The organism is Arthrobacter castelli DSM 16402, from assembly GCF_000430705.1.
In the GTDB taxonomy this organism is placed as follows: domain Bacteria; phylum Actinomycetota; class Actinomycetes; order Actinomycetales; family Micrococcaceae; genus Arthrobacter_C; species Arthrobacter_C castelli.
On sequence record NZ_AUMN01000015.1, the window covers coordinates 19,693 to 42,854 of the forward strand.

The 23,162-nt window shown below is 63.9% G+C and carries 22 protein-coding genes and 1 other RNA gene; 14 read left to right on the forward strand and 9 right to left on the reverse strand.

Annotation, left to right across the window (positions count from 1 at the left end; translation table 11 throughout):
- Positions 1-160 precede the first annotated feature (160 nt).
- Together H535_RS0115620 and H535_RS0115625 are read left to right on the forward strand one after the other, a co-directional pair.
- On the forward strand, positions 161-4,030 hold the full coding sequence (locus H535_RS0115620) for a multifunctional oxoglutarate decarboxylase/oxoglutarate dehydrogenase thiamine pyrophosphate-binding subunit/dihydrolipoyllysine-residue succinyltransferase subunit (RefSeq protein ID WP_026820287.1): 3,870 nt from the start codon (positions 161-163) through the stop codon (positions 4,028-4,030).
- 78 nt (positions 4,031-4,108) lie between these two features.
- On the forward strand, positions 4,109-4,708 hold the full coding sequence (locus H535_RS0115625; RefSeq protein ID WP_026820288.1) for a GDSL-type esterase/lipase family protein: 600 nt from the start codon (positions 4,109-4,111) through the stop codon (positions 4,706-4,708).
- Here the strand turns inward: H535_RS0115625 and H535_RS0115630 are convergent.
- A complete protein-coding gene (locus tag H535_RS0115630; protein WP_026820289.1) occupies positions 4,677-6,932 on the reverse strand; it encodes an ATP-binding cassette domain-containing protein in 2,256 nt (751 codons plus the stop codon). The two genes, H535_RS0115625 and H535_RS0115630, sit on opposite strands and share 32 nt — an antisense overlap.
- Positions 6,933-7,089: 157 nt before the next feature.
- Between H535_RS0115630 and H535_RS0115635 the strand changes: the two genes are divergently transcribed.
- Both H535_RS0115635 and H535_RS0115640 read left to right on the forward strand, forming a co-directional pair.
- Positions 7,090-7,938, forward strand: a complete 849-nt coding sequence (locus H535_RS0115635; protein WP_026820290.1) for a DUF4097 family beta strand repeat-containing protein — start codon at positions 7,090-7,092, stop codon at positions 7,936-7,938.
- The gene (locus H535_RS0115640; RefSeq protein WP_026820291.1) at positions 7,938-8,558 is read left to right on the forward strand and encodes a PadR family transcriptional regulator; all 621 of its coding nucleotides are present in this window, start codon (positions 7,938-7,940) and stop codon (positions 8,556-8,558) included. Before H535_RS0115635 ends, H535_RS0115640 begins: the two co-directional genes overlap by 1 nt.
- Here H535_RS0115640 and H535_RS0115645 read toward each other — a convergent pair.
- Positions 8,547-9,527 (reverse strand): zinc-binding dehydrogenase, encoded by a 981-nt coding sequence (locus H535_RS0115645; protein ID WP_026820292.1) that lies wholly within the window; start codon positions 9,525-9,527, stop codon positions 8,547-8,549. The genes H535_RS0115640 and H535_RS0115645 overlap by 12 nt on opposite strands.
- A 161-nt stretch (positions 9,528-9,688) precedes the next feature.
- Between H535_RS0115645 and H535_RS30405 the strand changes: the two genes are divergently transcribed.
- Entirely contained in the window at positions 9,689-9,763 is a 75-nt protein-coding gene (locus H535_RS30405; RefSeq protein ID WP_425387291.1) for a 50S ribosomal protein bL37, read from the forward strand.
- Positions 9,764-9,868: 105 nt separating this feature from the next.
- Here the strand turns inward: H535_RS30405 and rsrA are convergent, their stop codons facing one another.
- Both rsrA and H535_RS25925 read right to left on the reverse strand, forming a co-directional pair.
- Complete coding sequence (gene rsrA, locus H535_RS0115650; protein ID WP_026820293.1) at positions 9,869-10,147, reverse strand: mycothiol system anti-sigma-R factor; 279 nt, start codon at positions 10,145-10,147, stop codon at positions 9,869-9,871.
- Positions 10,144-10,806, reverse strand: coding sequence for a sigma-70 family RNA polymerase sigma factor (locus H535_RS25925; protein ID WP_051299434.1), 663 nt, complete (start codon positions 10,804-10,806; stop codon positions 10,144-10,146). The genes rsrA and H535_RS25925 overlap by 4 nt, the downstream gene beginning before the upstream one ends.
- Before the next feature lie 345 nt (positions 10,807-11,151).
- Here H535_RS25925 and H535_RS0115660 point away from each other — a divergent pair, with 345 nt between their 5' ends.
- From H535_RS0115660 to H535_RS0115700, 9 genes are all read left to right on the forward strand, one after another.
- Positions 11,152-11,700 (forward strand): DoxX family protein, encoded by a 549-nt coding sequence (locus H535_RS0115660; protein ID WP_026820294.1) that lies wholly within the window; start codon positions 11,152-11,154, stop codon positions 11,698-11,700.
- Positions 11,701-11,706: 6 nt separating this feature from the next.
- Positions 11,707-13,050 (forward strand): 3-phosphoshikimate 1-carboxyvinyltransferase, encoded by a 1,344-nt coding sequence (gene aroA, locus H535_RS0115665; RefSeq protein ID WP_026820295.1) that lies wholly within the window; start codon positions 11,707-11,709, stop codon positions 13,048-13,050.
- Positions 13,040-14,179 (forward strand): ribosome small subunit-dependent GTPase A, encoded by a 1,140-nt coding sequence (rsgA, locus tag H535_RS25930; RefSeq protein WP_035769915.1) that lies wholly within the window; start codon positions 13,040-13,042, stop codon positions 14,177-14,179. The genes aroA and rsgA overlap by 11 nt, the downstream gene beginning before the upstream one ends.
- 117 nt (positions 14,180-14,296) lie before the next feature.
- Positions 14,297-15,109 carry a histidinol-phosphatase gene (gene hisN, locus H535_RS0115675; protein WP_026820296.1) on the forward strand — a complete coding sequence of 271 codons (813 nt, stop codon included), beginning with the start codon at positions 14,297-14,299 and terminating at the stop codon, positions 15,107-15,109.
- 287 nt (positions 15,110-15,396) lie between these two features.
- Positions 15,397-16,308, forward strand: coding sequence for a metal ABC transporter substrate-binding protein (locus H535_RS0115680; RefSeq protein WP_026820297.1), 912 nt, complete (start codon positions 15,397-15,399; stop codon positions 16,306-16,308).
- On the forward strand, positions 16,301-17,089 hold the full coding sequence (locus H535_RS0115685; protein WP_051299413.1) for a metal ABC transporter ATP-binding protein: 789 nt from the start codon (positions 16,301-16,303) through the stop codon (positions 17,087-17,089). Before H535_RS0115680 ends, H535_RS0115685 begins: the two co-directional genes overlap by 8 nt.
- The gene (locus H535_RS0115690) at positions 17,076-17,954 is read left to right on the forward strand and encodes a metal ABC transporter permease (RefSeq protein ID WP_026820299.1); all 879 of its coding nucleotides are present in this window, start codon (positions 17,076-17,078) and stop codon (positions 17,952-17,954) included. Before H535_RS0115685 ends, H535_RS0115690 begins: the two co-directional genes overlap by 14 nt.
- A complete protein-coding gene (locus H535_RS0115695; protein WP_051299414.1) occupies positions 17,951-18,706 on the forward strand; it encodes a metal-dependent transcriptional regulator in 756 nt (251 codons plus the stop codon). Before H535_RS0115690 ends, H535_RS0115695 begins: the two co-directional genes overlap by 4 nt.
- A 58-nt stretch (positions 18,707-18,764) precedes the next feature.
- A complete protein-coding gene (locus tag H535_RS0115700; protein ID WP_026820301.1) occupies positions 18,765-19,862 on the forward strand; it encodes a carboxylate-amine ligase in 1,098 nt (365 codons plus the stop codon).
- Positions 19,863-19,915: 53 nt separating this feature from the next.
- On the opposite strand, the gene H535_RS29085 is transcribed toward H535_RS0115700, so the two are convergent.
- From H535_RS29085 to H535_RS0115720, 5 genes are all read right to left on the reverse strand, one after another.
- Positions 19,916-20,125: a hypothetical protein gene (locus tag H535_RS29085; RefSeq protein WP_026820302.1), complete on the reverse strand. Its 210-nt coding sequence runs from the start codon at positions 20,123-20,125 to the stop codon at positions 19,916-19,918.
- A 121-nt stretch (positions 20,126-20,246) separates the two neighbouring features.
- Positions 20,247-20,617, reverse strand: a transfer-messenger RNA (tmRNA) gene (gene ssrA / locus H535_RS28540).
- 93 nt (positions 20,618-20,710) lie between these two features.
- The gene (locus H535_RS0115710; protein WP_026820303.1) at positions 20,711-21,073 is read right to left on the reverse strand and encodes a hypothetical protein; all 363 of its coding nucleotides are present in this window, start codon (positions 21,071-21,073) and stop codon (positions 20,711-20,713) included.
- Positions 21,074-21,082: 9 nt separating this feature from the next.
- On the reverse strand, positions 21,083-21,553 hold the full coding sequence (gene smpB, locus H535_RS0115715) for an SsrA-binding protein SmpB (protein WP_026820304.1): 471 nt from the start codon (positions 21,551-21,553) through the stop codon (positions 21,083-21,085).
- 173 nt (positions 21,554-21,726) lie between these two features.
- A complete protein-coding gene (locus tag H535_RS0115720) occupies positions 21,727-23,160 on the reverse strand; it encodes a M23 family metallopeptidase (RefSeq protein WP_051299415.1) in 1,434 nt (477 codons plus the stop codon).
- Positions 23,161-23,162: the final 2 nt, after the last annotated feature.

A 23,162-nucleotide genomic window follows, 5' to 3' on the forward strand; every position in this document is an offset into this window, starting at 1 on the left:
GCACTAATTGGCTTGCATGCTGAAAACATCACTAGACTGGCATCAGGCCAAGACTGTTGTTTAACCGCTGGCACGGAAGCCACAGAAGCCACATCGGCAAGGTTGACAACTGCTTGACATCAGGGCAGGGCAAGCAACCCACGGAAGAGGCGTATTAGAAGTGCCAGATCAACCCAACCACCGTATACCTGAAGAGTTCAGTGGGAACGAGTGGCTCGTTGACGAACTGTATGAGGAATACAAGAAGGACAAGAATTCCGTCGATAAGAAATGGTGGGAAATCTTCGAGTCCTTCGAGGCCAGCGATTCGTCCAATGGCCGGCACGCCAGCGCAACATCCGATGGCGGCAAGCGGGATTCAGGGCAGCAGCGCGCCGAATCCGGTGGCGGTTCCTCGCCTTCCACCAGGGAGATGCCCGCCGTTAATGCCGACGCCAAGCCCGCCGGGGACAAGTCCGCCGCCGGGAACAAGCCGGAGACCGGGGGCAAAGACACGTCCGCCACCGCCTCCGGCGCAAGGCCCGCGTCCCAAGAAGCATCCCGGGACACCTCCGGGGACAAGAAGCGTGCCGCCAAAGACGGCAGCACGGGTGATGCGCCGATCCCGGCCCAACTGCCCCGCTCGGCACCGGACCAGGGGGAAGCCGAAGAGGACAAGAAGACAACTCTGCGCGGGCCCGCCAAAGCTATCGCCACCAATATGGACGCCAGCCTCAGCGTCCCGACGGCGACCAGCGTCCGTGCGGTGCCGGCAAAATTGCTGATCGACAACAGGGTTGTGATCAACAGCAACCTGGCCCGTGCCCGGGGCGGCAAGGTTTCCTACACGCACCTGATCGGCTACGCGATCATCCGTGCGCTGGCCCAGTTCCCGTCGCAGAACGTCCATTATGAGGAGATCGACGGCAAGCCGACGGCGGTTCAGCCTGCACATGTGAACTTCGGACTGGCCATCGACATGCCCAAGCCGGACGGCACCCGGTCGCTGGTGGTGCCGAACATCAAGAAGGCCGAGGCAATGAACTTCTCGGAATTCTGGAATGCGTACGAAGCCCTGGTCAAAAAGGCACGCGACAACAAGCTCACCGCCGACGATTACGCCGGCACCACTATCTCGCTGACCAATCCGGGCGGTATCGGAACAGTTCATTCCGTCCCCCGCCTCAGCAAGGGCCAGGCGTGCATCATTGGCGTCGGAGCCCTCGAATACCCGGCTGAATTCCAGGGTTCGAGCGAAAAGAAGCTGGCAGACCAGGCCATCAGCAAGACCATCACGCTGACCTCCACCTACGACCACCGGGTCATCCAAGGGGCCGGCTCCGGCGAGTTCCTCCGGATCGTCCACCAGCTGCTGCTGGGGGAACAAGGCTTCTATGACGAGATCTTCGAGGCACTGAGGATCCCGTATGAGCCGGTGCGCTGGAGCGCCGACATCCAGGTCGAGCCGATGGACGAAATCAACAAGGTCGCACGGATCCAGCAGCTGATTCACGCCTACCGGGTCCGCGGCCATCTGATGGCCGACACCAATCCGCTGGAATATGTTCAGCGCCGGCACGCTGACCTGGATATCCGCACCCATGGGCTGACGCTGTGGGATCTCGACCGGGAATGGCCCACCGGCGGATTCGGCGGCAAGCCGTCGTTGAAGTTCCGCAATATCCTCGGCGTGCTGCGCGACGCGTACTGCCGCACCACCGGCATCGAGTACATGCACATCCAGGATCCGGAGGAACGTCAGTGGTTCCAGGACGAGCTGGAACATCCCTACTCGAAGCCCAGCCGTGAAGAACAGCTGCGCGTCCTCAGCAAGCTCAACGCTGCCGAAGCCTTCGAAACCTTCCTGCAGACCAAGTTCGTCGGCCAGAAGCGCTTCAGCCTCGAAGGCGGGGAATCGCTGATTCCGATGCTCGACTGGATTATCTCCAATGCCGCCGATGAAGGCATGGACGAGGTCGCCATCGGCATGGCCCACCGCGGACGCTTGAACGTGTTGACCAACATTGCCGGCAAGACCTATTCCCAGATCTTCCGCGAGTTCGAAGGGACGCAGGATCCGCGCAGCGTGCAGGGGTCCGGCGACGTGAAGTACCACTTGGGCACCGAAGGCACATTCACCTCGGACAACGGCAATGAGACGAAGGTCTACCTGGCCGCCAACCCGTCCCACCTCGAGGCGGTCGACCCGGTGATGGAAGGTATTGTCCGCGCCAAGCAGGACCGGCTCAACCAGGGCAGCGACAACTTCCCGGTGCTGCCGATCATGGTTCACGGCGATGCCGCGTTCGCAGGACAGGGGGTGGTTGCCGAAACCCTCAACCTCTCCCAGCTGCGCGGATACCGTACCGGCGGCACCGTGCACGTCATCGTGAACAACCAGGTCGGCTTCACCACCGCCCCGACGGCTTCCCGGTCAACTGTCTACTCCACCGACGTGGCCAAGATGGTCCAAGCACCGATCTTCCACGTCAACGGCGATGATCCCGAGGCCGTGGTCCGGGTGGCCCAGCTGGCCTTCGAGTTCCGGCAGAAATTCCGCAAGGACGTCGTCATCGACCTGATCTGCTACCGTCGCCGCGGGCACAATGAGGGCGACGACCCGTCGATGACCCAGCCGATGATGTACAACCTGATCGAGGCCAAGCGCTCGGTGCGCAAGCTGTACACCGAGGCGCTGATCGGCCGCGGGGACATCAGCCAGGAAGAAGCCGAGCAGGCGTTGAAGGACTACCAGGAACGGCTGGAGCGCGTCTTCGCCGAAACGCACGCCGCCCAGACTTCCCCGGTGCCCGTGGTCACCAGCGACGACGACGCGATCGCCGGCATCGAACGTCCCATCGCGCAGCAGGCGGACAACAAGGTGGCATTTCCGTCCAGCACGGCCGTGTCGGCCGACGTCGTCAAGGCCATCGGCGCGGCACACACCAATGTCCCCGAGGGCTTCACGGTCCACCCCAAGCTCAAGGCACTGCTGGAGAAGCGCGAGCAGATGTCCCGCGAGGGCGCCATCGACTGGGGCTTCGGCGAAATGCTGGCATTCGGCTCGCTGCTGACCGAAGGCATTCCCGTCCGGCTCGCCGGCCAGGATTCCCGCCGCGGCACCTTCGTGCAGCGCCACGCGGTGTTCCATGACCGGTCCACCGGCAAGGAATGGATGCCGTTGAGCCACCTGGACGAGGAACAGGCCAAGTTCTGGATCTACGACTCGCTGCTGTCCGAATACGCCGCCATGGGCTTCGAGTATGGCTACTCGGTCGAGCGGCCGGATGCCATGGTGATGTGGGAAGCGCAGTTCGGCGACTTCGTCAACGGCGCACAGCTGGTCATTGATGAGTTCATCTCCTCGGCCGAACAGAAGTGGGGACAGCGTTCCTCGCTGGTGCTGCTGCTCCCCCATGGTTACGAAGGACAGGGCCCGGACCACTCGTCGGCACGCATTGAACGCTTCCTGCAGATGTGCGCCGAAGACAACATGGTGGTGGCCAATCCGACCACACCGGCGTCGTACTTCCACCTGTTGCGCCGCCAGGCCTACAGCCACCCGCGCCGGCCGATGATTGTCTTCACGCCGAAGCAGCTGCTGCGGCTCAAGGCCGCAGCCTCCTCGGTGGAGGACTTCACGCAGGGCACCTTCGAGCCTGTCATTGACGACGTCGAGGCGCGCGATCCGCAGCAAGTGGACCGGGTGCTGTTCGTCTCCGGCCGACTCTATTACGACCTGCTGGCCCAACGGCAGAAGTCGGACGACGAGAAGACGGCCATCGTCCGGGTCGAGCGGCTGTACCCGCTGCCTGTGGAAGAGCTCAAGGACGCGGTGACGAAGTATCCCAACGCCGAGCTGGTCTGGGCCCAGGACGAACCGGCCAACCAGGGACCATGGCCGTTCATCGGCCTGAATCTGCCGCCGGCGCTGGACCGCGACCTGCGCCTCGTCTCCCGGCCGGCCTCGGCCGCCACGGCCAGCGGTTCGGCAAAGCGGCACGCAGCGGAGCAGGAAATTCTGGTCAAACAGGCTTTCGATCGGGAGTAGGATGTACCGGTTGGCTGATCCGCCTGAGCCGGGCAGCCAATCCGTGCCGCCGTCCGCCCCAACTGAAGAAGGTGCCTTTTGGAGCAACGTAGAATCCGCATCGCCGCCGTTGGCGACGAACTGCTGGCCGGAGTCGGCGACCCGCGCGCTATGGGTTGGTTCGGCCGGGTCATTTCCCAGACGTCGAATCAGGCCGCATTCCTGGAGTCCTTCCCCATGGCGGCACCGGATGAAGGAACCGAGGCGCTGGCGTCCCGGTGGCAGCAGGAAGCCGACCGCCGGTTCGGCGAGTCCCGCGAAAACCGCTTGGTCATCGGGCTGTCGGACCGTGACCTGGATCTGGAAATCTCCCCTGCCCGCAGCAGGCTCAACCTGGCGAACATCCTCGACGGGGCCGCCCAACTCGGCGTCAAGGCCTTCGTAGTGGGGCCACCCCCGGGACTGGACGCGGCGCGGAACAAGAGAGTCGGAGAACTCTCCGCCGCCTATGGCGACGTGACAAGCCGGCGGAAGCATACCTACGTGGACACCTTCACCCCGCTGCTCAACCACGAGCAGTGGCGGACCGACCTGGCCTCAAACGAGGGCATGCCCGGACAGGCCGGACATGGCCTGATCGCCTGGCTGGTGCTGCACCGCGGCTGGTTCAACTGGCTGGATCTGCCCGAGCCTGCCTGAGGGCGCGGGATGTGGGCGTCGCGTGCCGGAGATAATGGGCGGCGTGCCCTTCAAAGAGGATCATACCGCCGTGCCGCCCCGGCCCGGGTCCAAGGTCGATCAGCCAGTCGGCCTGGCGAATGACATCAATGTTGTGCTCGATCACCACCACCGTATGGCCCTGTTCGACCAGGGTGTCGAGCACCTGCAGCAGGGTTCCAATATCGTTCATATGCAGGCCGGTCGTCGGCTCGTCGAGTACGTATATGGCGGGCCGCTGTTCCTGACGTAGCTCTCTTGCGATTTTGACCCGCTGGCATTCGCCGCCTGACAAGGTGCTCAAGGACTGTCCGAGGCTCAGGTACCCTAGACCGACCGCGGAGAGCTGGCCCAGTGCACGGGCGATACGTTGGTCGGGCAGCCGGGCGATGGCCTGATCGATGGGAAGACCGCCGACGTCGGCTATCGACAGTCCGTTGACGGTGTGCGCCAGCACCTCCGGAGCGAATCGGCGGCCGTGGCAGGTTTCGCAGACCACTTCCTGCCCGTCCATGAAGGCAAGATCTGTATAGATCACACCGAGCCCTTTGCAGCCGGGGCATGCCCCTTCCGAATTGGGGCTGAACCAGCTGGCCGGAACCCCGTTGTTCCTGGCGAACAGCTGGCGGATCGCCGGTGCGATTCCGGTGTACGTGACAGGGGTGGAGCGCCGGTTCGCGCTGACCGGCTTCTGGTCAATCACGGTCGCCTGATGCCGGGTCACCATCTCGGCGGCAAGGCTCGATTTGCCGGAACCGGCGACCCCGGTCAGCACCGTCATCACACCGGCGGGAATCCGCACCGAGACATCCTGCAGGTTGTTACGCGTCGCGCCGGCTACGGTGAGGGTGCCAACGGCCGGACGCGGCGTGGACTTGAACGCCCGGTTCCGCCCAAGCGCCCGCCCCGTGGGAGTTTCGGCGCGGCGAAGCTGGGACCACGTGCCTTGAAAGACGACCTTTCCGCCGCTGCCTCCACCGCCGGGACCAACCTCGATAATGTGGTCGGCGTGAGCCATCACAGCGGGGTCATGTTCGACGACGAGCACGTTGTTTCCGGTGTCACGAAGCCGCTCCAGGAGCGTGATCATGGAGTCCACATCGGCCGAATGCAGCCCCACGGTCGGCTCATCCACCACATACGTCATTGCGGTGAGGCTGGAGCCCAGGTGCTTGACCGTCTTGATGCGTTGCGATTCCCCGCCCGAGAGGGTCGTGGTGGCCCGGGAGAGAGCCAGGTAACCGAGTCCGATCGTCACCATTGCCTCGAGTCGCGCCGTTAGCGCCGAGGCCACGGGAGCGACCCGGGCCGAATCGACTGTACGAATCAGGTTCAGCAGTTCAGTCGTTTCCAGCCGCGACATCGCGCCGATCGTGTAATCGCACACTGTCGCAGACCGGGCGGCTTCGTTGAGCCGGTCGCCGTTGCAGTCCGGGCAGGCCTGCGACCGGGTGAACCGGCGGATGGTGTCCTGCTTGCGCTCTGAGAGGTTGTCCGAGGTACGCAGGTGGATCCGCTCAAACCGCTCGACGATTCCCTCATAATCCTTGGGCAGTCTGCGGCCCAGCCTGGCCGCTGCTTCGCCGCCATACAACAACGCATTACGTTCGGCCGGGCTCCACTGCCGCAGCGGGGTTTCAGGGTCGAAGGACCCGATGTCGGCGTACTGGGCGTACCAGTAGCCGCCGTTCCCGAATCCCGGTAGCCGGATACCGCCGCCGGCCAGGGACTTGTCCAAGTCCAAAAACTGCTCGACGGCGCTGACCACCACTTCCCCCAGGCCGGAGCAGGTCCGGCACATACCGGCCGGATCGTTGAAGGAGAAGTGGTTGGATTCGCCCACGTACGGTTCGCTGAGCCGGGAGAACAAGAGTCTCAGGTACGTCCACGTGTCGGTGATCGTACCGACCGTCGAACGGGCGTTGCCTGAGATCCGCCGCTGATCGATGACTATCACCGGGGTGAGACCGGCGACGTGTTCCACATCGGGACGAGTCCATGTGGGCAGCCTGTTCCGGGCGAACGGAGGAAACGTCTCGTTGAGTTGGTAGCCGGCTTCGGCGGCGATCGTGTCGAACACCAGGGAGGACTTCCCCGAACCCGATACTCCGGCAAAGACGACGAGTTGATGGTGCGGCACATCGAGATCCACGTCGGCCAAATTGTTCGTTCGGGCACCGCGAAGGGTGATGTTTTGCTGCATCATCTTCTTCACGCTATAAGCTATTGCGGTCGGATGATGGCCGCAATGACCCTGCGCAAAGCCGGAAACGAAGAAATGTCCCCCCTGCATCTATTGCCTTTCGGCAACTCGCGATATATCGTAATTTCATACAACGCGATATAACGCATTTGGAGGGATCATGAAAACGTCAGAGTGGACGATCAGTGAACCGGAGACGTTCGACGTCGACGAGGTGACCGAGCTGAAGGCAGGCATCGTCGACGGGCGCATCGATATCCTGGTCCACGACTCGCCTCAGACCCGGGTCGAAGTATCAGAAGTGAGCGGCGAGCCGATCGAGGTCAGTTTCGAGGGCGGCACGCTGAAGCTCAAGCACCGCCCTCCGCTATCCAAGGGACTCGGCCGGCTCGGCATAAAAGGAATCCGGACCGGTTCGGCGGATGAGTACGCCGTCGTCAGTATTGCCGTGCCGGAGGGAACAGCTGTCTCGATGGATACGGTGAACGGCGACGGACTGGTCTGCGGCACCTCCCGCACCTCACTGGACACCGTCACCGGCTCAATCATGGCGGACGACACGTCGGGACACCTCACCGTCAATACGGTCAGCGGCGAGGCAATCGTGAGGCATCATACCGGGACCTTGGCCTCGAAGAGCGTCTCCGGTGAGGTCACCGCTTCCGGGTTCCTGGACAATATCCGCATCAACACCGTCAGCGGAGACATCAGTCTGGACGTGCTCGGCACCGCCCGCGACCTGGGCGCGAAGAGCGTATCGGGCGACCTCACTGTCCGGCTTCCCGAAGAGCTCGGAATCGATCTGTCCGCCGCCACCGCCTCCGGCACGGCGATGGTCGATGACCTTAAATTCTCCAGCCTGGGCAAGATCACCCATACCGAACCCGGCACCGGTCCGCACACCTTTACCGTGCGCACCAACTCAGTTTCCGGCAACATCGCTCTCTTCCACGCTCCCGGCGCCGGCCACCGACAGCCGGGGGAAGGGCACCGCGGAGGCGCACGCTAATGGCTGCGGTATTTGCCCATGGTGCCCTGCGCCTCTACCTGCTGGCGCTGCTCAAGGACGGCCCGCGGCACGGTTATGAGATCATCAAGGCACTCAGCGACCGCTTCGGCGGCACCTACTCCCCCAGCGCGGGTACGGTGTATCCGCGGTTGGCCAAGCTGGAGGCCGAGGGCCTGGTCGCCACCGGCACTGAGGGCAGGCGCACGGTGTACCGGCTGACCGAAGCGGGCCTGGCGGAGCTGACCGGACGTCAGGCGGAATTGGCCGGCATCGAGCAGGACATTTCCGCCTCGGTGAAGCGTCTCGCCGACGATCTGCGCGCCGACATCCGCCGCAATATGCAAGGGGTGCGCGCCGACCTCGCCGCTTCCGCCGAAAACGTCCGGCACACGGCAGGGCCGCGCCACGGCGACGTACTCGGAGACCGTGCGCTGAAGGAGCTGGAACACCAGATCAACCAGTTCCGCACTGAACTGAGGGCCGACCTGCGCCGCCATGCGGCCGGGCAGGACGGAAACGGCGGCATCAGCGAAATCACCGCCGAGACCATCCGGACCGTTCTCGATCAGGCCAAGGCCTCCATCCGGGCCACGCTGGGCGAGAGCAACCTAAAGCGCTGACCGCCCGTTGTGGAATACGATCTTGCCAAACACGTCGCCGTCCAGCATCCGGGCGAATCCTTGTTCCGCCTCGGACATGTGCAGCTCGGAATCGATGTGGGGGCGCACGCCGGTGACCGCCAGGAATTGCGTCAACCGCTCGAGCTCCTGCCGCGTCCCCATGGTCGAACCAAGCACCCGCAGCTGACGGAAAAAGACCCGGTTCAGGTCCGACGGCGGCTGCGGCCCGCTGGTTGCGCCGCACGTGACTATGGCGCCGCCGGGCTTGAGGGACTTCAGCGAGTGGCTCCAGGTGGCCTCCCCGACTGAATCGAAGACCACATCGACACGTTCGGGCAGCCGCGCGCCGGCGTCGAACGCCTCCGTTGCCCCCACCTCGATGGCCCGGCGCCGCTTATCCTCGCTCCGGCTGGTCGCCCACACCCGCAACCCGGCTGCATTGCCCAGGGCGATCAGCGCCGTCGCGACCCCGCCCCCGGCCCCTTGAACCAGCACCGTCGACCCTGGCGAAGCATCCGAGACGGTGAACAGCATCCGGTAGGCAGTCAACCACGACGTCGGCAGGCAGGCCGCCTGCTGAAAATTCAGTTCGGGCGGTTTGGGAACCAGATTCCGCTCGGGCACCCACACTGTATCGGCCATGGTGCCGGGGTACTTTTCCGACAGCAACGTCCGGTGCGGGTCCAATGTCTCGTCGCCGCGCCACTGGGGCGAGGAGATCACCGAATGGACCAGCACCTCGTTACCCGCCTCATCAATGCCCGCAGCGTCACACCCAAGGACCATCGGCAGGTGTTCGGCCGCCAGGCCGACTCCCCGCAACGACCACAGGTCATGGTGGTTCAGCGCTGCTGCCTTGACCACCACCTTCTTGAAGCCAGGCGGAGGTTCGGTATCTGCCAGTTCCCCCACCTTCAACCCGGCCAGCGGGTCCCGGGCAGAGAGAGAATCTACGTAGACCGCGTGCATGGAAACAGCTCCTTCATTCGGCTCTGCTTCCATCCTAAACACCCGCCGGGACAAGGGGGTGCACGACGGCGGTTTCACCGCGCCTCAGGCGCACATTTTTCGGGTGCGGGGCACGATGTGTCAGACTATGTGCGGATCGTTGCCAAACAAAGGAGGCAATTATGAGCAAGCGTGCACGTAAGAAGCGCGACCGTAAGCGTAATAACGCCAACCACGGTAAGCGCCCCCTGAGCTAAAAGTGCTGAACTGCACTCAACCGAAGTAACCAGTAAAAACGGAACAGTCCCCGTCCGATGATCCGGACGGGGACTGTTACGTGCGCGGGCGGCTTTTTACCGATTCTATGTCGATGCCGAACTGGTCTGCCCGCCGGTCTTAATCTCATTGATCCGCGACAGGATTCCGGCCTTGAGATTTTCCGGAGCGGCTTCCGCGCACGAACGCTTCACCACCGACCTGATCAGCCGTTCCAGGTCGTACTCCTCGGTACAGACGGTGCAATTGTCCATGTGGACTTTAATGTCCTCGATGTCCTGGTGCGACAGCGCCCCGTCCAGGTATTCGTACAGTTTCTCGACCCTGGCGTCCGGGCAGTTGCCCAGGTCCTCGCAGTCGCTCATTTTCCACTCCCCTGATATTCGCTACCCTGCTGGCTGCCCTTCGCCGCGGCAGACAGACCGCGTTCGTGGGCATAGTCGGTCAGCATTTCCCGCAACAACTTGCGGCCACGGTGCAGACGCGACATCACTGTGCCAATCGGGGTGTCCATAATTTCCGATATTTCCTTGTATGCGAAGCCTTCAACGTCCGAGAAGTAGACGGCCAGCCGGAACTCCTCCGGAATCGCCTGCAGCGCACGCTTGACGTCCGAATCCGGAAGCCGGTCCAGCGCCTCCACCTCGGCGGAACGAAGACCGGAGGAGGTGTGCCGCTCGGCCCGGGCCAGCTGCCAGTCCTCCACCTGGTCCGAATTCGACTGCTGTGGCTCCCGCTGGCGCTTCCGGTACAGATTGATGTACGTATTGGTCAGGATCCGGTACAACCATGCCTTCAGATTCGTCCCCGGCTTGTACTGGTGGAAAGCCGAAAACGCCTTGGTATAGGCCTCCTGCACGAGATCTTCGGCGTCACTGGGATTACGCGCCATCCGCATGGCCGCCGAATACAACTGGTCAACGTACTGCATCGCGTCGCGTTCGAAGCGTGCCTTGCGCTCAGCAGTGGTCTCGCTCTCGCGATCCTCTGGGATCTCGGCGCTGTCCGGGGATTGATTACTCATCACCGTCCACTTTACGTGCTCCCCACGCTCCGGGGCGGCGACCTGCAGTTGCTGGCACGTCTGAGAATCGGACACGCCGCTCCGCTCGGGTCGTTCGGCCATCTTTAGCGCTGCCGACATCGCTGCCTTTCTGCTCGCCGATCCATCTGCGTACCGGACGGCACCAGCCATCGGACTGTCCGGCCAGCCCCTTCGGGCTGTACTAGTAGACAGAACGTGACCAACGGCGTCGTTATTCCGCCACAATAAGCGTGCTGCGGGCTGAAGGTGTGCGAAGCGGCAAAAAAGTGCCAAACTATGATGGAGTTCGTACAGGGACATGAACCCACCGACCGGGAGGCATATATGACCATCGTCCGTTTCGTTGCCCGACCAATGCTGGCCAGCAGCCTCATCGCATCCGGCGTGGCCCGGCTGAAGAACTCGGCCAATACAGCAGAACAGCTTCGCCCGGTGCTCGACCGTGCCGGCAAGACCGTTCCGTCAGTTAAGCCGGCAACGAGCAACGCCCCGATGGTCGCCAAAGTTGTCTCCGGCACGCAGATCGGAGCCGCTTCACTGCTGGCCATTGGCAAACTCTCCCGGGTTGCCGCCGCACTGCTGGTTGGCACATCGGCGCTGAACGCCATCGTTGAATACCGCTCCGCAGCCCACAGCACCAAGGAAGAGAAGGCCCAGCGGCGGGACCAGTTGTTGAAGAATATTTCGCTCATCGGTGCCGTGCTCCTCGCCTCCGTCGACACCAACGGCCGTCCGGGCCTGGCCTGGCGGGCCGAGCACTTCGCCCAGGACACCCGGAAGAACGCCAAGTCATTGAGCAAGGACGCACGCAAGCAGTTGGAGAAGGCGGATAAGGGCGTTCGCAGCACCGCTTCCGACGTCTTCAGCTCCTGAACGAGGATGGGTCCCTCCGCTGGGTCAGGCCGGTTGTGGCAGGCGCCCGTGGCCGCAGAGCCGGTTTCGGCCACCGTGGCAGTGCCCGGCTCAAAGTCCCTGACCAACCGGTACCTGTTGCTGGGCGCCTTGGCCGAAGCCCCCTCGCGCTTGCGCGCACCGCTTCACTCACGCGACTCATCGCTGATGATGTCCGCCTTGCAACAGTTGGGCGCCGGGTTCGAGGAGGAACCCGGGGGCGGCCCGTTCGGGCCTGACCTGACGGTAATTCCGATCCCATTCGGGCCTGCCGCCGGCAGCCGGCGGCACCTGCAGGTCGATTGCGGTCTGGCCGGGACAGTGATGCGTTTTGTCCCGCCGGTGGCCGCCCTGGTCGCCGCGGACGTCACATTCGACGGCGACCCGCATGCCCGCAAACGCCCCATGGGCCCCACCATCGATGGCCTGCGGGGACTGGGAATCGACGTCGACGACGACGGCTCGTCCAGCCTGCCCTTCACCGTCCACGGCGCTGGAAACGTCGACGGCGGTGAGCTGACGGTGGATGCCAGCGCCTCCTCGCAGTTCGTCTCGGCGCTGCTGCTGGCCGCCGCCCGGTTCGGCAAGGGACTCATGCTGCACCACGACGGCCCCCCGGTGCCCAGCCTTCCGCACGTGGAAATGACACTGTCGGTGCTGCGCGAGGCGGGCGTCGACGCCTCGATGCCGGCAAAGGACTCATGGCTGGTCCAACCCGGCCCTATCCGCGGATTCGATGTCCCCGTTGAACCTGACCTGTCCAATGCCGGGCCCTTCCTGGCTGCCGCCGTCGTCACCGGAGGATCCATCACCGTCCCCGGATGGCCGGAAACCACCACTCAGGGCGGCAATCAGTGGCGGGAAATCCTGTCCGCCTTCGGCGCGCAGGTGGAGTACGACGACGGCCGGCTGCGGGTGTCCGGTCCCGGCACTATCTCAGGCGTGGACCTCGACATGTCCGCCGCCGGTGAACTGGCACCAACTGCAGCCGCGCTGGCTTCGCTGGCCTCCGCCCCGTCCCGGCTGCGCGGCATCGGACACCTCCGCGGGCACGAGACCGACCGGCTGGCCGCACTCGTGACGGAAATCAACCGACTCGGTGGCGACGCTGCCGAAACCGGTGATGGAATCACGATAACCCCGGCGAGGCTGCACGGAGGCGTCTTCCATACCTACGACGACCACCGAATGGCAACCGCCGGCGCCATCATTGGGCTGGCCGTCGACGGGGTCGAAGTGGAAAACATCGCCACCACCGCCAAAACCATGCCGGACTTTCCCGGCATGTGGCAGCGGATGCTCGATCCCGAGGGTTCGACAGGTGGCGCGTAGCAGCCGGAGCTGGGACGAGTCCGACGTCCGCATCCGCCCCAACAAGAAGGGCTCGCGGCCGCGGACCAAGGACCGCCCCGCCCACGCCGACGCAATTACCGGCCGGGTGGTGACCGTAGACCGGGGACGCTACACCACCGTGGTTGCCGAAAACACCGCCGATGAACGGGTGGTCATCGCCGCCCGCGCCCGCGAGCTGCGGCGCACCGCGGTGGTCGCGGGCGACATGGTCTCGCTGGTGGGAGACGTTTCCGGAAAAGCCGACACCTTGGCCCGGCTCGTCCGGATTGAGGAGCGGGCCACGGTGTTGCGGCGCAGTGCCGACGACACCGATCCGGTGGAGCGGGTGGTCGTCGCCAATGCCGAGCAGCTGGTGATAGTGGTGGCCGCGGCCGACCCCGAGCCCAGGACCGGCTTCATCGACCGCGCCCTGGTGGCCGCCTACGACGCCGGTATCGACCCGTTACTGTGCGTCACCAAGACCGATCTCAAAGAGCCGGCCGGATTACTTGCCAACTACGACCATCTGGACCTGAAAATCATTACCAGCGGCACCGTCGCAGAGACGCCGGCGGCCGGCGGCCCGGAGCGCCCTGCCGACGCTGGAGCCGAATCTGCCGACGCTGGAGCGGAACCGGCTGCACCGCAACTGGATGCGGCCGCCGTCGAACGCCTCCGCACTGAACTCGCCGGCAAGGTCAGTGTGCTGCTGGGCCAATCCGGAGTCGGTAAATCAAGGATGGTCAATGCCTTGACCGGTGCGGACCGCGCCACCGGCGGGGTCAATGCCGTCACCGGCAGGGGCCGGCACACCTCCTCGTCGGCGCTGGCACTGCAGCTGGAGCGGGCGCCGGCCGGCAGCTGGATCATCGACACCCCGGGGATCCGTTCCTTTGGGCTGGCCCATGTCGATCCCGACCGCATCCTGCAGGCCTTCCCGGATCTTGAGCCCGGTACCGCCGAGTGCAACCGTGGCTGCCGGCACACCGGCGATGCCGTCGACTGCGGGCTGGACTCCTGGGTGGCTGCCGGCAAGGCCGGACAGGCCGGTGAAGCCCGGCTGACGTCGCTGCGAAGGCTGCTGGGGACCGGGTTCACGACCACGGCGAAGGAACTGGGCGAATATTAGCCGGTGCTGGTCCCATACCAGCCAATACCCGGCACGGCCCCGACGGCGAGCGCGCCACTGACGCGGCCCGAACAGCACGTCCCATCAGCAGAGGGGAACTAACGGTAGCGTGAAAACATGAACCACGCCCCCCAAACGTACAATGACGATCTGCGGCTCGCCCATGTGATGGCCGATTCCGTCGATGCCCAAACGATGGACCGCTTCAAGGCCCAGGATCTGAAGGTGGAGTCGAAGGCCGACCTGACTCCCGTCACGGACGCTGATCGGACCGCCGAAGAAGTCATCCGCGGCCAGCTGTCCAGGACCCGCCCCCGCGACGCCGTGCTGGGAGAAGAGTTCGGCAGCAGCGGAGCGGGATCCCGCCGGTGGATCATCGATCCCATTGACGGCACTAAGAACTTCATGCGGGGCGTTCCGGTCTGGGCATCGTTGATCGCGCTGGTCGATGAAGGGCAACCGGTGGTCGGCCTGGTCAGTGCCCCCGCCCTGGGCAAACGCTGGTGGGCCGCCAAAGGAACCGGCGCGTTCACCGGCAAGTCGCTGGCCGCAGCCAGCAAACTGCGGGTTTCCAATATCGGCAGTCTCTCGGACGCTTCCATGTCCTACTCCAGCCTCAGCGGCTGGAAACAGCGCGGCAACTTTGACGAATTCATCTCGCTGACCGACGACGTATGGCGCACCCGCGCATTCGGCGATTTCTGGTCGTACTGCCTGGTGGCCGAGGGCGTCGTCGACATCGCCTGCGAACCGGAACTAAACCTCTACGATATGGCCGCGCTGGTGCCCATCGTCACCGAAGCCGGCGGCCGCTTCACCTCGCTGGACGGGGCAGACGGCCCCTTTGGCGGAAATGCCCTGGCCACCAACTCGATTCTGCACACCGAGGTGTTGCACCGGCTCAACCCCGAGGTCGATGACCTGTTTTAGCCGGTCCGGCCCGCCCGGGCGGCACAGGGCAAAATTCCCAGTTCGTCCCAAGGTTCTATCAGGTTCGTTTTCACCTTCGCCTCTTAGAGTAGTTAATACCTCATAAAGGTGCGAGTGATTAGGCCGGTCTTCCCCCGGATCGGCCTAAGGTGCCGGTGAGCGATGAGTGGGCCCCCAACCGCTCTTCGCCACCGGCACCATTCATTTAACGGGCGCCTTTCGCTGAGGTCCCGGGCCTTCCAGGGGCCGCTCTGTAAATTAAGCATCCCTATGTTATAGATTTAGGTATGCCGAAATTTCGCAGCGCCGTGGCCTTGGTGGCTGCACTGTGCCTTGCAGCCACCGGTTGTTCGGCTGCCCCGGGCGTCACCGGCGGGCCGGCTGAGAACCGGGAGAAGCCACTGGTGCTGACCACGTTCACCGTGCTGGCCGATATAGCCCGCCAGGTCGGCGGCCAGCACATCCGCGTGGACTCCATTACCAAGATCGGCCAGGAAATCCACGGCTACGAGCCCACTCCTTCCGACTTGAAGAGCGCTGCAGACGCCGACCTCATTCTGGACAATGGGCTGGGGCTGGAGCGATGGTTCAAGCGGTTCGTCGCAGCCGTGGATGCGCCGCACGCGGTATTGTCCAAGGGCATCGATCCGATTCCGATCACCGTGGGCGAATACGCCGGCGAGGCCAATCCGCACGCCTGGATGTCACCGAAGGCGGGCCAAGTATACGTGGACAACATCGTCGAAGCGCTGAGCAAACTGCTCCCAGACCATGCCGAGGACTTCGAGGCCAACGGCCGGCGTTACAAAGCCAAATTGCAGCGGCTGATGGACGACCTGGCAGGCTCATTCCAAACACCGGCGGTGCTGGTCACCTGTGAGGGCGCCTTCTCCTATCTGGCCCGCGACGCCGGACTCAAGGAGGGGTACTTGTGGCCGGTCAATTCCGACACCCAGGGAACACCGGGCCAGATCGTGGATTTGATCGGCCTCATCGAAGAGCAGGACGTACCCACCGTATTCTGTGAAACCACGGTCAGCGCCGACGCACAGCAGCAGGTGGCGGAGGAAACCGGCGCCGAGCTGATCCCCGGGCTGTATGTGGATTCGTTGTCGACACCCCGGGGACCGGTGTCCAGCTATCTGGAACTGCTGCGTTATGACATCAACCTGATCAAGAAAGGCCTCGCAGATGCGTAAACCCGCCCCCGCACAGCACCGGCGGCCGGCCCGGGAAGCGGGCGCGGCCGCGCCGGCGTTGAATATCGCTTCGCTGACCGTGAGATACGCCGACATCCTTGCCCTCGACAGGGTCAGCCTGGGGCTGGAACAAGGCAACATTTGCGCACTGGTCGGGGTCAACGGGTCGGGGAAATCGACACTCTTCAAGGCCATTATGGGCCTGGTGTCCGCCGGAACCGGAACGGTGCGGATCTTCGGTGCCGGTTCCAAGGCAGCCCGGAAGAATAATCTGCTGACATACGTGCCACAGTCCGAGGACGTCGACTGGACCTTCCCCGTCTCGGTGCACGACGTCGTCATGATGGGCCGCTATGGCCGCCTCGGACCAACCCGGCGCCCGCACTCCGCCGACCGTGAGGCGGTTGACCACGCGCTGGAACAGGTCGGATTGACCTCGTTGGCCTCGCGGCAGATCGGCGAGCTGTCCGGCGGTCAGCGCAAGCGCGCCTTCGTCGCCCGCGGAATCGCCCAGCAGGCCCGGCTGATGCTGCTCGACGAGCCGTTTGCCGGCGTCGACAAGGGATCGGAAGCGACCTTGACTTCACTGCTGCAACGCTTGCGGGCCGATGGCAAAACCATTCTCATCTCCACCCATGATCTGGCAGGCATTCCACGGTTCTGCGATGAGGCCGTGCTGCTCCATCGAAGCGTGCTGGCCCACGGGGACCCGGCAGAGGTGCTGACCACGGAGAACCTGGCCCGCGCGTTCGGGGAAGGAGCCACCAGTGGAGCTGCTTAATTGGCTGGCCGAGCCCATGTTGTACGGATTCATGACGCGGGCATTGATCGTCACCATCGCCGCTGCCCTGGTCTGCTCTGTGCTGTCCTGCTGGCTGATCCTGATGGGGTGGTCGCTGATGGGCGACGCCGTCTCCCATGCCGTGCTGCCCGGCGTCGCACTGGCTTACATCGCCGGCGTCCCCTTCTCCTTCGGCGCCTTTGTTTTCGGAGCAGGCGCCGTCGCCCTGATCGGCGTCATCCGCTCCACCACCAATCTCAAGTCCGACACGGTGATTGGGGTCGTCTTCACCACGTTGTTCGCTGTCGGACTGGCGATCATTTCCAAGACTCCCAGCCAGACCGACCTGTCCCACATCCTCTTCGGCAACGTTCTGGGGGTCACTGACGGCGAGTTCGTCCAGGTACTGGTACTGGGTGTGATCACTCTGGCCGCCGTGCTGTTCAAACGCCGGGACCTGACTCTCTTCGCATTTGACCGGACCCACGCCCATGCGCTCGGGCTGAACACGCACTGGCTGTCCACTCTGCTGCTCGGGCTGCTGGCGCTGACCGTTGTCGTCGCTCTGCAGGCAGTGGGTATCATTCTGGTGGTGGCTATGTTGATAACTCCCGGCGCGACGGCATTCCTGCTCACCCGCCGGTTCCCAGTGATGCTGACCGCAGCAGCGGGTATCTCGGTGCTGACCGCCGTCGTCGGTATTTACGCCAGCTACTACTGGGATGCCTCCACCGGCGCATCGGTGGTGCTGGCGCAGTCCGCGGTGTTCACTCTGGCCTACGTATTCGCTCCCCGACGGGGCATAATCGCCCGGGCTCGTGTCCGCCACGCCCACCGGCCGGCTGCTGCAGGAGCAGTCCAATGAGCCCGACGAGCCAACCCAGTGGTCCCGGCGCCCCCGGCAGTCCCGGCAGTCCCGGCAGCGACTCCACCACCGTGCAGGACTATGTGAAAGTCATCTACTCGGCCACCGAGTGGCAGGATAAACCCGTCACCATGTCTGCCCTGGCCGCGCGGTTGCAGGTTGCCAACTCCTCTGTCACGGAGATGGTGCGGAAACTCGTTGGCCTCGGGTTGGCGCGTCATGAACCGTACAGCCCCGTGGAACTGACGCCGTCAGGGTTGCGCCTGGCCTTGTCGATGGTCCGGCGCCACCGGCTGCTGGAGACCTATCTGGTGTGGGAGCTCGGGTACGGCTGGGACGAAGTCCACGACGAGGCCGAACTGCTCGAACACACAGTCTCCGATATGCTGATCGAGCGGATGTCACAGCGGCTCGGCCACCCGGTGCGGGACCCCCACGGCGACCCGATTCCTGCCGCGGACGGGACCGTCCAGCAACCCGACGCGCATCTCATTGGATTACTCGACGACGGCCACCGCGGCACGGTCGCACGCATCAGTGATGCCAATCCGGACCTGCTGCGATATCTGGACTCCGAACAGCTGAAGCTCGACACTGCAGTTGAAGTGGTGGGGCACAAGCCGTTTGGCGGCGCGCTGACGGTGCGGGTCGGGTCGGATCCGGGGCGGGAAATCGACCTGGGCGACGAATCGGCCGCTGCCGTGTGGGTCAGCACCGTGGGCAGCCACCCGGGGTGCAATCTGGAACAGTAAGGACGACGGCGGCACCGCACGGTGACCGCGAACGGCCTCGGTCAGGAACGGAGATACGATGGCGACCATCGGTATTGAGGAAGAGTACCTGTTGCTCGACCCGGCATCCCTCAATCCGGCCATGGTCAGTGCCGACGTCTCGGGCTTTCTCCATGGCACAGACCAGGTGCGCGACGAAGACGTGCAACGCGAAATGCTCAGTTGCCAGCTCGAAACTTCGACGCCGGTGTGCAACACGCTGGATGAGGCCGAAGAAGCCCTGCGCCGCTTCCGCAAGGAACTGTCTGCGGCCGCTATCAAGGCCGGGGCACGCGCATCGAGTTCTTCGACCGCCCCGCGTACCGAACGCGGCAATCCGGAACTCACCGACAAGCAGCGGTATTACGACCTGAAGGAAGACGCGCAGGAGATCGTCACCGACCAGTATGTCAACGGGCTGCATGTGCATGTCAGCATCCCGGACCGCGAAACGGGCGTACTGGCGATGAACCGGATCCGGCCCTGGCTGCCGGTCCTCATCGCGATGAGCGCCAACTCACCGTTATGGCATGACCACGATACCGGTTTCGCCAGCTGGCGCAGCATCCATTTCCGCCGCTGGCCGCTGCAGGGTTGTCCCCCGGAGTTCGCTGATGCAGCGGACTATGACCGCAGGGTCCGGCGCATGGTGGGCATCGGGTCAATCATCGATACCGGTCTGGTGACCTGGCTGGCGCGGCTGTCGGAGACTTACCCCACCATTGAAGTGCGGGCCGCTGATTCGCAATTGGAAGTCCGGGACACCATGGTGCTTGCGGGAGTTATCCGTGCGTTGATTGTCACGGCAGTCGACGAAGTCCAGACGCACCAGCCCTGCGGGAGCGTGGAACCCGAGCTGCTGGAAGGGGCAGTGTGGCACTCGGCACGTTACGGCCTGAGCGGCAACCTCGTGCTGGTCCGCGAGGGCACCCTGCAGCCGGCCCGGATGGTGGTCGAGTCCCTGCTCGAGCACATCGGTCCGGCCCTGGACGAATCCGGAGACGCGCATACTGTTAAGTCCGGCGTCGAGCGGCTCTTCGCCTCGGGAACGGGATCAGTGCGCCAGCTTGAGGCGATGAACCGGGGAGGTTTGCCGGCGCTGCTGGACCTCTATACGACGTCGCTCACCGTTGATTAACTCCAAGCACTCCCCCGACAACAGGAACCAACGAACGGCAGCCAGACGATGGGTCAATCAGGGCTTCGTTTAGCCAGCCCGACCATGAGCAGGGGCAGTCCGATGAGCAGCGGAACCAGAGGCAAAAGCGTGAGGGTGCCACCGATCACGGCCACCCACATCATAAAGCCGAACGTTCCGACCACAAGCACCAGCCCGGTCAGCGCCATCCCGTTGCCCTTACGGGGCGGCTTATGCGTCCACGCACCCATCCGGCGGCCCATGAGCCCAGCTTAGTCCCCGCGCGGGGCTCAGCGCCCTTCTGGCGGCGGGCCTGACACGGCAAACGCCCCGGTCCGAAAACCGGGGCGTCGTCTGCGCAGTGACTTGATTGCCACCGCGAATCTGTGGAGATGGGGGGAATTGAACCCCCGTCCGATGTCGTGTTGTCAGGCCTTCTCCGGGCGCAGTTTGCTTCGGATTTTCTCGGCCCCAGCCATCTTGCAAACGAGTGGCTGATCCGGGCCCAGCCGTCTGAATGTCCCGGCAACCTCAACGGCGAAGGGTTGCCGGCAGTGGCTCTCTAATCGACGCCAGACACCGGGGCGAGAGCGAACCCGGGCTGACGGACTACTCCGGCTGCTTAGGCAGCGAGAGCGAAGTCAGTGCGCTTAGAATTGGCACTTATTATTTTGCAGAGAGCGTTTACGAGATAACTCTGCGTCCTCGGCCCGCTTCTCCTGTCGCGACTACCATCGTCGAAACCTGTCATCCCCATATTGAATTACCAAACCGCCGGCCCCGAGGGCTTGCCGTCATCGACCGGACATCCAGCATAACGCATTAGCGCCGGGAATGATTCCAGCGGCTTAGAAACCGATTCCGAGAATCACGACCTGTGCCTGCCATGCCAGCACAATGAGGAACGAGGCTGCGGTGATGAATATTCCAACGATGGCCAGGGTCACTGTCCCCGCCTGCCTGCGCCGCAGCCCCCATATGAACATCAGCGCGTTGATGACCACCAGCACCGGTGAAACAAACACGAGCCACCCGGCCAGCATCACGTAGAAGAGGAAGAAGAACGGAAACAGCACCATCAACGCCGCCGGCAGCACGGCCAGCAGGATGATCCAGTCGATGACCGCCGTCGCAATGACCCACCAGGGGCGGCGGTACCGGACCTCTTCCTCCTCGGGTTCGGACTGCTCGTCCCAGAAAATATCCGTCACGAAAGCCGGTCAGCCCAGGTTCCTCTGGCGCATGGCGCGCTGTGCCTCGCGCTTGTCCTGGGCCTCTTTGAGCGCGTGCCGCTTATCGTAATCCCTCTTGCCCTTGGCAACCGCGACCTCAACTTTGGCCCGTCCGTCCGAAAAGTAGAGCTGCAGCGGCACGATGGTGAACCCTGATTCGCGGGTCTTCACCGCGATCTTCTCGATTTCGCTGCGGTGCAGCAGCAGCTTGCGACGCCGGCGGGCACTGTGGTTGGTCCAGGACCCGTTGAGGTACTCGGGAATGTAGACCCGTTCGAGCCACAACTCGTCGTCCGTCAGGGTGGCAAACCCTTCGGCCAATGAGGCACGGCCTTCACGCAACGACTTCACCTCAGTACCCATCAGGACGATGCCTGCCTCATACGTGTCGAGGATGTTGTAGTTATGCCGGGCCTTTCGGTTGGTGGCCACCACCTTCCGGCCACTTTCTTTGGGCACGGCGAATCTCCTTAGAAACGATGACTGTGTATCCAGTCTACGGCACCGAACCCGGCCATCGTCGGCCTTGGCCGGCGGGCGGCTGCAACACCGCCTGCGCTACAACACTGGGCGGACCGCTGCACCATCGACCCCGCTGCGACACTGTGCTGGCTACAGCACCGACTGCCCCGCTACAGCACCGACAGCGGGTTCACCGCGTCACCGTTGAGGACCGTCTCAAAATGCAGGTGGCATCCGGTGGAATTGCCGGTGTTGCCGGCGTAGGCGATGAGTTCACCCTTCGACACCCGCTGGCCGGGCGAAACCACTGAACGCTGCAGATGATAGTAGATGGTGCTTAATGCGTCCCCGTTGACGACGCCGTGAGTGAGCACCACCCTGTTGCCGCCGGAGGGAATCGCCGAATCGGCGTACCAGACCTTGCCATCGGCAGGCGCATACACCGGGACGCCACAAGGAGTGCCGAAATCCAGGCCCGTGTGCATGTAACCGCCCCGGCCCATGAAGTCGATTGTCCCTGCCGGCGTCTTCCGCCAGCCAAAGCCTGAGGTCATCGAGATACCGGAACCCACCGGCAGCCGCAGCCCAAAACCGGAGTCCGACGACGACGGCGGCGCCTGCGCCGGTGCCGGGCGGCTCTGGGCCTCGGCCTGGGCCTGCCGGCGGGCTTCGGCCTGCTTGCGCAACCGCTCCTGCTTGCGCTCCCAAGCCAGCCGCTGCTGGCGCTGCTTCTCGGCGATATCATCCTGCACCTGCTGGCGCTCTTTCTCGATCCGGCTCAGCTTCGCCTTGACCTTGGGCTTCTTCGCCTTTAGTTGCTCAGACAGCTCACTGGTCTGGGCAATCAGTTTGTCGACTTTTTCCTTCTCGGCGGCGGCCTTGTCCCGGGCATCCTTTTCGCGGACCAACGCCGCTTCGGCCTTCTTCTTCAGACTCTTGATTTCCGCTTCGACGTCGGCCAGCCGCGCCCGCGTGTTTACTCTGGTGGCGTGTTGTTGGGACAACCGGTCCAGCACAGCGTTCTGGCTGCGCAGTGCCTGGCCTGCCATTCCAATAGAGTCGGCAAGGTTTCCGCCTTCAGAGCTGAAGAACAGGCTCAGGTTCGATGGCATGCCTCCGTTTTTGTACGCCGCCGTCGCGATCTGGCCAATCAGTTGTTCGGTCTTGGCCATTTCGGCCTTGTCCAGTTTCAGCTTCTCGTTGATTTTCGCCTTGGTCTGCTCGGCCAGTTCCACCCGCGCAGTCAGCTCTTCGACTTCGCGGGCCGCTTCTGCCACGCTCGCCTGCGCCTTGGCCAACCGCTTCTTCGCTCCCGGAAGCTTCTCCTTGTGTTCCTTCAGCTGCGCCAGCGTCTCCACGATGTCGGCGTCCAAATGCGCCAGGTTTTCCTGCACCTGGTCGATGCGCTGTTCCAGCTGCGCCTTGTGGTCCTTCATATCGTCGAGCTGGTCCGCCCCTGCGGGCAGGCCATTGAGCAGCCCGAGGGCCAGCACGGCTGCCGCGGCCGTGCTGACTGCAGCGGTGCCGTACAGCCGCACCCTGCCGGAGGGCAGATGCAGCCGGCCGGTTGGTCCGTGCTCAGAAGGATCTTTCTGGTTGAACATCG